Origin of the sequence: Methyloglobulus sp. (assembly GCF_046714055.1) — a bacterium.
Taxonomy (GTDB): domain Bacteria; phylum Pseudomonadota; class Gammaproteobacteria; order Methylococcales; family Methylomonadaceae; genus Methyloglobulus.
Genome location: NZ_JBKKBJ010000198.1, coordinates 1 through 10,301 on the forward strand (window position 1 = coordinate 1; position 10,301 = coordinate 10,301).

The window sequence follows — 10,301 nt, forward strand, 5'->3', positions numbered from 1 at the left end:
CCCAAAGCGCGGCACGTCATCGGCAAAGCCCATACGGTGGCAATTGGGCGTGACGACAGCGACACCCGACACCATCTTGGCCGGATGACACGGCGCACCAAAGTGGTCGCCCATTGCGAAGGCCTGTTCAATGCAACCATCAAGCTTTGGTTTTAGCTAACGCAACCCCATGTATTCCGGGCATATCAAGAAAAAACATTATCTATATTTAGGTAAATACTCTCAACAAACTTATTCAGCAATTGCTTATTCCGCTAGGCAGCATATCGCATTGGTGACCGAAAAAACCGATAAATTGATTGTTGGTTTCGATTAGCTTGTTGTGAATGGTTCCACGCGCGATATTTTAGTTCTGGCGATTTTTCTGCACGGATTGGGTTTGGAAGTGCAACACTTAAACTCCGCTTGTTACAGACAAAAAACGATGTATCTATATCAGTGCATTCAAAGCACCAAATTAGCGTAAAATTTCAATCATAAGATCAGAGAGTAGGCCAACAACCAAAGTAATTGCCCGGCATCTTGCTTGGCGTATTTATTGCTTTTATTATTCAGTTTGTTAACTAAAACTGTTGGGGACATCAGTATCCGTCAAAATATCTCTAAAATTCGCCGAGACTATAATGTATGGGTCGCAGACGAAACCATGGAAGACTATGCCTTGCGATTTGCGCCACGTACGTTTCGTAAATGGTCGGAATTTCAGGTAGCGAATACCGCCTTTGGTTCTATTTCGTTCCTGGTATTGGAAGCGATAGGTGGTTTTTTGTCGATCAATTATGGTTTTACCAACGCAGTTTGGGCGATTCTTGCCGTTGGCCTGATCATTTTTATCACCAGCTTCCCTATCAGTTATTATGCCGCCCGCTACAACATTGATATTGACCTGTTAACCCGTAGCGCCGGTTTTGGCTATATCGGCTCGACGGTCACCTCGCTCATTTATGCTTCCTTTACGTTTACCTTATTTGCGCTCGAAGCATCGATCATGTCGTTGGCTATCGAGCTGTACTTCCACATCCCTATCGCCATTGCACATATTGTCAGTGCTGTCACCGTCATTCCGCTAGTCACTTTTGGGATTACCACCATTAGCCGATTGCAATTGTGGACCCAACCACTGTGGCTATTGTTACTGATAACGCCTTATGTCGCCGTGTATATGCACGAGCCCGAAGCCATCATGACGTTGCAAACGTATTTCTGGATTGCCGGTAGCGGCCAAGGTTTTAACTGGTTGTTGTTTGGCAGTGCGACGACCGTCGCATTCTCCATGGTTGCACAAATCGGCGAACAGGTGGACTTTCTTCGTTTTATGCCGGAACTCACTGCCAAAAATCGGCTACGCTGGTGGGCGGCAACACTGACGGCCAGGCCCAGGATGGATTTTGTTTGGCATGCTCAGGCAGCTTGGCGGCGCCTTGCTGGCCCATCTCGCCGTTCGCCATGGCATAGCCCCCGCACATGCCCATGAACCGACGCAAATGTATCTGATCGCTTACGGTGAGTTGTTTGATAGCAGCACCGCCTTGGCAGTGACGACTTTGTTTGTCGTCATTTCACAAATCAAAATCAACGTGACCAATGCCTACGCGGGATCTTTGGCTTGGTCGAATTTCTTTTCGCGTTTGACCCACAGCCATCCGGGGCGAGTTATCTGGTTGCTGTTCAATGTCTCCATCGCGCTTTTGCTGATGGAATTCGGTGTCTTTAACGCATTAGAAAAAGTTTTGGGCTTGTTTTCCAATATATCGATAGCCTGGATTAGTGCGGTTGCCGCCGACTTATTGATTAATAAGCCCTTACATCTCAGCCCCAAAACCGTTGAGTTTAAACGCGCTTATTTGCCGGACCTTAATCCGGTGGGCACACTCTCGACCTTATGTGCGTCGGTCATTTCAATTTTGGCTTATTTGGGTTTATTTGGTGACTATGCCCAGGCATTTTCTGCGTTTATTGCCCTGGCCTTGTCGTTCCTGTTGGTGCCTTGTATAGCAAAGTTCTATGGCCGCAAGCGCTATCTGACTCGTTACCATTCTCATAAAAATCAAGACAAGCTCAGCCAATGCACTATTTGCGCCAACCATTTCGAGCAAGAAGATATGGCGTATTGCCCTCTTTATGAAGGTAGTATTTGCTCGCTCTGCTGCACCCTGGATTCAAGCTGCATGGATGCCTGCAAACCTGGATTCAGGCTGGATGATTATCTACAAAAACTTGCTGAATCTTGTTTACCCAAACAACTTACTTTAACAGCCCGGTTACGGTTAATACGTTTTAGTTTGCTGTTTATATTTCTTACCATCATCACCAGCGTGTTTGTCGGCATTATTTACTATCAAGATTTACTGAGCGCCCAACAATATCTGCCCTCATTTAAATTGTTGCTGGAAAATTTTGTTAAGGTTTACTCCTCGTTGCTGGTATTTATTGGTTTGTGCACCTGGTGGTTGATTTTAAATGACGAAAGCCGACGGGTTGCACATGAAGAAACCGCCAAACAAACGCAACGGTTGTTGATGGAAATAGCAGAACACAAAAAAACCGATGCCAAACTGCAAGCAGCAACCCAAGCGGCAGACAAAGCAAACACCGCGAAAAGCCGGTTCCTCAGCAATATGAGCCATGAAATACGCACCCCATTGAATAGCATTATTGGCTACGCCTATATCTTGCACAAAGATCCGACTATCCCCGCACACCGACGACACGCCGTGGATATTTTAAAACGCAGCGGCGAACATTTATCATCATTGATTGAAGACATTCTGGATATTGCCCGTATTGAAGCCTGTAAATTTGAATTCTATAAGGCAGCTATCGATTTCCCCAATTTTATTGAACATTTGCTCAACATTTTTAAACCCCAAGCTGAAGCCAAAGGCTTATCATTTAATTGTCAGATTATGAATACCCTCCCGCAACGGGTCTGGGGTGATGAAAAGCGCGTTGGGCAAATCTTGATCAATTTGCTGGGCAATGCCATCAAATTTACCACTACCGGTGAGATTGTGTTTCGTATTGGCTACAGTTGCGGCGTCACTACGTTTCAAGTCGTCGATACCGGCCCTGGAATACAACAAGGCCAACTACAAAATATTTTCCAGCCGTTTACGCAATTAGCGCATGAGAATTTAGTGCCAGGCAGCGGTTTGGGACTGACCATCAGTAAAATATTGGCCGAGATTATGGGCGGCGAATTGACCGTCAGCAGTGTCCCTGAACAAGGTTCTACGTTCACCGTGCGCCTTTACCTTGCCAATCTTGGCGGTGAACAAGAAAAAACTCAGCAACATTCCATAATCGGCTACCAGGAAAGCATACAAAAGATACTCGTAGTCGAGGATCAGCCGGAACATCGGCAGTTGATTGTTGCGATTTTAGAACCTCTAGGATTTTGCCTGGATGAAGCCAGTTCAGGTGCGGACTGTTTGCGTAAAAGCAAAGAAAATCCGCCTGACCTGATTTTGCTCGATTTATCGATGCCAGGTATGGATGGGCTTGAAACCGCTAAACGTTTACGCCAAAACGGCTATTCGTTACCGATTGTGGTCTTGACCTCAAACGCTTATCCTTCCGACCGTGTCAATGCCATCAATGCCGGCTGCAACGACTTTTTGGCTAAACCCTTGCAGGTGCCGGAACTGCTTTATAAGCTCAAATTACATCTTGGCCTCACCTGGGTTTATCAAGAAGACGATAGGGGGATTCCCGATAAAATGACCCAGCCAACGCCCGATCATCTGCCCTCTGACGTATTGGAAGGCATCAATGCTTACGTCCGCATTGGCGATCTGATGGGGCTTAACCAGTATCTGGCTGAATTAAACCGGCATAGCCCGGAACACCGAAATTTTACACAACGTATCCTAAAACTCAGTAGCGAATTTCGCCTAGTTGACATCAAAAAACTGCTAACTGACCACCGAGAAAATCAATCGCCATGACTAGAGAATTACCTAATGCTAACAGTATTGTCATGATTGTCGATGACACCCCTGAAAATCTGGCCTTATTGTCCGATACCCTCTCAGAATCCGGTTACCGGGTACTGGTCGCAACGGATGGCTTGTCGGCATTAGAGCAAATCGAGCACTTAAAACCGGATATTATTTTGCTGGATGTGCTTATGCCCGGCATCGATGGCTTTGAAACCTGCAAACGGCTCAAGTCTGACCCCAAAACCGCCACTATCCCGGTTTTATTCATGACCGCATTAAGCGAACTGGATAACTTGTTACGCGGCTTTGGGGAAGGTGCAGTGGATTATCTGGTCAAGCCCATACGTCCCCCCGAAGTGCTGGCCAGGGTTGAAGCGCAATTGAAACAAGCACGCACTATTCAGCGTACTGAAAACGCCTTGAATAACAGCCCTTACTCAGCCTTGGCCATCACTGCCGCTGGCAATATCACTTGGCTGCCTGCCGCCGGATCGCGCTGGCTGTGTGATTTTTTGCAACGCCCGACGTTGCCCGACGAATTAAAGGTTGGCTCGCTATTGCCAGCGCCGATACTGGAATGGGTCAAAGCCCAACTCGCCAAACCTGAAAATATCGGACACACAGCGTTTGAAAGTCCCCGCTGCGGAACACGCTTCTCGTTAAAACTAACGCCTTGTCATGATAGACATGAATACCTTCTGCTGATGGAAAAACGCTCAGGAGAATGGAATCTCGATTCTGTCAAAAACTCCCTGGGGCTTACCTTTAGGGAAGCAGAAATACTCATGTGGATTTCCAGGGGCAAAACCAATAAGGAGGTTGCCCTTATCCTGGGCGGCAGCCCGCGCACGGTCAATAAACACCTGGAACACATTTTTGAAAAACTGGGCGTAGCCACCCGTGCTGCAGCCGTGTCTATTGCCATGCAAAAGACTGGCAATCTAAACTCAATACCAGAGGCGATGTAAACTGTGCATCCTGGATCCATGGCATGGCTTCCGCTAAGGAATCAAAAAGGCATAACTCATAACGTGGTGAGGTGTAATCCGTAGGATGCCAATAGCTGTTAGCGTATTGCGCCGCATGTCAGTTACCCAAAATGGCACTATACGCACTGTCATTCCGGAGGGGGTTGCCGGAATTCAGAACACAAGGATGTGAAAAAGGGGTGAAGGGACAATCCCCAACAGTCGTTGTGGCTAAATTTGCCGTAAAACAACGGCTGGATCACAAAATGCACAAAAATGTTGCGTATTTACTCAATGTATGGGGAATTAGCGCTGGGGCAGTGCGGGTTGAAAGGCATGGCAGGCTTGCCGGATAATGTCTAACAAGGTTGAATCCTGTAGGGATGGTTTGGTTGTTGTGTTTCTTGTAGCCTAACGCCTTAACAACGCACAATATTTCTTCCAACAGTAAACAAGGACGCTAGAAGATGGTAGATAAAGGGGACTAATCAGGCCATCAGGGGCGAAGTAATGGTGCTAGGTGTCAAAATCCAACGATCCCCCTCATATTCCAATACTGAGTTTCTTTTATATTTGCGAACAACTTAGGCTCGGAAATTGAAGTCAAATTACTGAGCCGCATCCAATCCTTTTTCCATGTAAATTTTTTCGTTAGCTGATGCCTCATAATAGCTACATTTGCCCCTGTATAACCATTTATCTGCGAAATTAGCCCCTGTTTTTTCAATGGTGTGTGTATACAAATATTGATCTTTATCTTTGTTGATCTCAATGGTTGTAGTCGTTGATTGTGTTGGGGTATTGAATTCATCGTCGGATGTGGATGGACTTTTCTGCATGTTATGCCCAATTGTCTGTTTGAAAGGAACGCCTGGGCGGATTCCATCGGCACCTTCGAATTCAACGAAAAATTCTCGACATGGGAGCTCAGAATATTCTGTATTTGCGCGGCATCTGCCCTCTTGGTACTTGCCTTCCACGAGGGAGTTATAGGATGTGATAGCACAAGACCAATATTTATGGACTGGATTAATGGGCCCTTTATCTCCTCCAAGCAGTATCTCCGGCAATGCAGAGATTATCACTATCAAAAATGTAATATTCTCCCTTTTCATTTTTTAGATTCCTCGTTAGAGATTAAAGTTTCCGTGCGTTTTTTCATAGGCACAACATTATGATTTATTTTTCCATAAGGGTTTACCCAGAGTTCGAAGGGCGCAATAGCGTCCGCTATTGCGCCATGGGCTGCGGCTATACTCAAAGAACCACAACGTTTTCGTTCACGAATCAACAGGACGGACACATGATACCCTGATGAGCAACAAAGCCACTTTTAGTTCCCTTTACTTGCTCTTGCAGATTCCCGGACAATCCGCACCGCCGTGGGCAGGATCGCAGTTGTCACTTGGATCGTCAATGCAAATGTGGTTATCCGGGCACTTGATCCCCGCGATCCCACCGCAAGCTTGTGGTTTCGGTGGTACACATTCACCTTCGTGGTCGATAGAAACTCCCGCCGCCGCCGCAGTACACGAGTTGCCATAAGTCTTGCCGTCGCAACCGCAGACGGGCCTGAATTCCTTGGTGCAAATGGTAGGCTTGGTTTTGCAGGCACCTTGCGCATCCGCAACCTTGCACTGACCGACACCGAAGTCGCAGTATTGCCCTGTAGGGCAGGTCAGTCCCTTGATAGTCCCGCAAACTGCGTCCTTGGGCGGCGGGGTTGGGTTTGGCGTAGGCTTGTCATTACACCCGGCAAGTGCAAGGGTAAAACAACAACCCATTAATAGTGCGATGTAATTTTTCATGGGGTAACCTCCATAATGATCTAGGTAAAAGTTAAGGAAAGACCTGCAAAGGGCGTTCCACGGTTACTGCTTCGCAGGGGCGCTTACGCAAATCCCGCTGCAATCGGCATGCCCTTTGGCAGGGTCGCAATTATCCGAGGAGTCGTCCACGCACATCTTGCCCGTTGGGCAAGGTATAGCGGCGATGCCGCCACATATTTGCTTAGGCTGGTACTTACCGTCGTAAGCTGTGCCGCCCTTGGGCGGATACTCGATATGCTTCTGAATCGCTGCTGTCCCGGCCGCCACAGGCATCAGCTTGACGACCTCACGCATTTGCTTAGGCTGAACCGTTTCGACATCCATGGTTTCCACCTCTCCATCGGTGTGCCGGGCGGTGTAAACACCGACCACATCCAATGGCACAGGGCTCTTGATTACCACGAATCCTTCCAGGAACGCGAAATCGACACACACGCCATTGATCGGGCAAAAATATCCCGCGACATTAAAGCAGTTCAACTCGGTGGCTCCATCGGGTTGGAGCTCGGCTTTCTTGAACGGCGTAACGCTGAATGGTCCGGGTTCCGAACCAAACTCCGTCGCTAGCGCCACCTTGGCGGCGACTGTAACCGGCTTGTTGGTGGGATTATGGATGTTGACGATTGTGCGGTAAGTACCCTTCGCCAAAGTGCCATCCTGGTGGGGAAGCAACAATGAACAGACAACTTTGGCGGCGTATTGATATTCCGTCTTTATCATCTCCGAGGGTTTCATGGTCTCCGCCTCGTATGCCCCTCGAACCGCTGTTGACCCAAGCCAAAGCGACAATCCCAGCAGCGCGGAAAAGATTTTGATTATGCGTAACTGTTTCATAATAATCACCTCGTATCAGTTTAAGTACAATTAACCCAGGCACTATTTATATAACAAGCCTGGGTGGGGTCATCGAGAGTATTACAAGTTACCGTATATGCTTGTAAAGCTCCCTTGTTTCATCTTCAAATCACCTTAACAAGATTAGCTTTATACTGGGGTTTTTCCTCAATTTTTAGCAGTGACTTCTGGTGAACGATGATTCTTGCATTGCCTACGTTCGTTTCACAGAAACACCGTAAGCGCCTGTGCCCGTTGGACTATAATGCCGCACCCGCACGTAATACATACCTAGGGTGAGGGCGCGGACGATCTGGGAGTTCTGGCCTGGGCCACTGTCGTCGTCTTGGCTTATAAAAGAATTTTGGTTGTTCGGCCCGTTTAGGGAAACGAAAGTATCGGTATTGCCTGTGGTCGCGATAGTGTAGGTGGCGATTTGTGTTGCGTTAAAGATATAGACATCGCTTTCGTTGGCGGCTACGATGTTGCCTTGGATTTCTGGCCCATTAACGACAATCTCGGTCAGATTAGGTTGCGCAGCCCCGCTTACCGAAATGCCATAATTACCTGTGCCTGATGCCTGAAAATGCCGAATCCTTACAAAGTAAGTGCCCGCCGAAAGGTTACTCACAATTCTTGAGTTGCTGTCCTGTCCACTATCATCGTCCTCGGTGACCAAAGTGGTTTGATTATTGGGCCCATACAACGACATAAACACGTCTGTGGCTCCTTGTGTTTCGATAGTGTAGGTCGATGCAGCCGGGGAGATAAACCGATACCAATCGACTTCCCCTGCCTGGCTGATACTCTCTTGGCGCGGCGGAGCGCCTACCGTGAGGTCGGTAATCTGTGGTGGGCCTGGGTCAAGGTAGGAATAACCCAGTGCAATATGGTTTATAACTCGCGCTGGGGTGGGTGGCGATATTTCGTTCTGCCACGGTTGCATGGGGCTATTAAGATTAAACCGTGCATCCCCCTGAAATGGCGATTCTGCCGGATGAAGACCCTGCCAAATAGCCCACAGCCGATCCACATTACAGTGCAGCAGAAAAAACGCGGGGTCATTGGGGGAGCTTCGATCTCCTGCAGAACCTCCTATAAACCCATGCACGATATTATGGATATTGATTTCCAGATCACGCGTAAAAATCGAGAATGGTGTACGAGTAAGAATTCCCTGTACGTCACCTGCGCTGGGTAGATTCTCACCCGAACCAATAGCTCGAGTGAGTTCAACCCTACCGGCAGGGTTATCGCGTACCGTCAGCGGCCAGCGACCGTTGCTGAACGCGAATGCACCCGTCTGCACGGCACCACCTGCCGGTACCCCATTGCCACCCATAAAATCGCTGCCCCAAAGGGATGCTGACAGGGTTCGATCCACTGTCCAATCCCAGTAAGGGAGGGTCACTAAAGGATCAATGGCTTGAAGATCCAATTCAAGTCGGCGTAGAAACTCGCGATGCCACGGGAGAAACAGCGCACTCCTATGAATGCCAGCATCAGCATCGAAAAAAAGATCCCGGTGTTGACGCACGTAGCGGTCATAGACACCGTTCGTTTTTAGCTGTAATACCGCGTTGACAAATCGAGATTTCTCGTCGGTGGTTAGTGTTGATTGATTTTTTCTGATACCCATTTCTGTCTCCTGATTGAAATCTACTGAGCAATGCAGCCTAGTTTGGCGTATTACCTATCGGCGATACGCCTTACAGGTTACGGGTTAGGTTTTAGCCAATTAATCTTGACACAACTTCACAACGAAGCAGTGTTTAGATTGGAGTTCGTAGGAAACAGTGAAGCAAACGCCTTCAAACGACAATAGGTAACATTGCCCTACTGCGCCGCAGGTGTTGATCACAAATTCCCTAGATACACAGCTAGGTCTTTCTTGCTCACAGGGTTCAATGTCACCAAAACAAATGGGGCCTGAAGGGACGACATGAACAGACGGTGTGCCATCTGGTAAGGTCGGAACAGGATTTCCCGCCATATCCGTTATTTTAATATGGGTAATGGTGAAATCATTAAAAGTAACATTGCAGTAACTGTTACAAACGGTAATGCATAAGACTTCAAAATCATTAGTCTCAAAGCCATCACATTTACTGTCCCCCCATTTGACCGAAATGACAGGATTAAGGTCAGGTAGGGCCGCCGGAACACATTCGCAATGATATCCGCCGTCATCCTGGGCATCACTGTCTGGACAGTCGCAGTTCGTGCGTGGCAGATAATTGAATTTTTGTTCACAATGCTTACTAAGATAATCGTCTTGATCCTGCAAAATATCTGAACAAGTTTTACAGCCACTATCATGGTCACGATCTTTATATTTCTTTTTCATTTTCATCTCCTTTTTCCCCTTTAATCTGGTTAACGAAAGATTCCGAAGGGGATGGGAGAAACCTTAGGTCGAGGGAACTTGGCGAGGCATGAGAGTTTTTAAAATATCAACTACAAAACACCACCACGCTAAATTCAATGCTAAGCCAAACACGCAGTTAGTCTTAGAACACCGAATTTGTCTCTAGCCTAAAGGTATTGAAGGTTACCGTCTGTGAAGTAATTCACTAAGTAAAGGTGAATTTTTTCGCATACTAAATTTGGCATTGCTAATTATATATAGATACTGTATAAGTTTTGGGTCATTAACATGCACCGGGAGGTTGCGATGGATTGTCCAAAATGCGGGAAGCAGGCGAGTTGCAAAGACGGCCAAGTGAATG

General features: G+C 47.4%; 6 protein-coding genes and 1 pseudogene. 2 read left to right on the forward strand and 5 right to left on the reverse strand.

Going from position 1 to position 10,301, the window contains the following annotated elements; translation table 11 throughout:
* Positions 1-580 precede the first annotated feature (580 nt).
* Positions 581-3,947 (forward strand): annotated as a pseudogene (locus tag ACLQ6D_RS11690) (response regulator).
* Positions 3,944-4,909: a response regulator gene (locus tag ACLQ6D_RS11695; RefSeq protein WP_411727467.1), complete on the forward strand. Its 966-nt coding sequence runs from the start codon at positions 3,944-3,946 to the stop codon at positions 4,907-4,909. The pseudogene ACLQ6D_RS11690 and the gene ACLQ6D_RS11695 overlap by 4 nt, the downstream one beginning before the upstream one ends.
* Positions 4,910-5,517: 608 nt before the next feature.
* On the opposite strand, the gene ACLQ6D_RS11700 is transcribed toward ACLQ6D_RS11695, so the two are convergent.
* The 5 genes from ACLQ6D_RS11700 to ACLQ6D_RS11720 all read right to left on the reverse strand — a co-directional run bounded on the left by ACLQ6D_RS11700 (position 5,518) and on the right by ACLQ6D_RS11720 (position 9,919).
* On the reverse strand, positions 5,518-6,024 hold the full coding sequence (locus ACLQ6D_RS11700; RefSeq protein ID WP_411727468.1) for a hypothetical protein: 507 nt from the start codon (positions 6,022-6,024) through the stop codon (positions 5,518-5,520).
* A 228-nt stretch (positions 6,025-6,252) separates the two neighbouring features.
* Positions 6,253-6,717, reverse strand: coding sequence for a Kazal-type serine protease inhibitor family protein (locus ACLQ6D_RS11705; RefSeq protein WP_411727469.1), 465 nt, complete (start codon positions 6,715-6,717; stop codon positions 6,253-6,255).
* A gap of 63 nt (positions 6,718-6,780) precedes the next feature.
* On the reverse strand, positions 6,781-7,572 hold the full coding sequence (locus ACLQ6D_RS11710) for a hypothetical protein (protein ID WP_411727470.1): 792 nt from the start codon (positions 7,570-7,572) through the stop codon (positions 6,781-6,783).
* A gap of 214 nt (positions 7,573-7,786) precedes the next feature.
* Positions 7,787-9,211, reverse strand: a complete 1,425-nt coding sequence (locus ACLQ6D_RS11715; protein WP_411727471.1) for a tyrosinase family protein — start codon at positions 9,209-9,211, stop codon at positions 7,787-7,789.
* Between the two features lie 99 nt (positions 9,212-9,310).
* Positions 9,311-9,919 (reverse strand): hypothetical protein, encoded by a 609-nt coding sequence (locus tag ACLQ6D_RS11720; RefSeq protein ID WP_411727472.1) that lies wholly within the window; start codon positions 9,917-9,919, stop codon positions 9,311-9,313.
* Between the last annotated feature and the right edge of the window lie 382 nt (positions 9,920-10,301).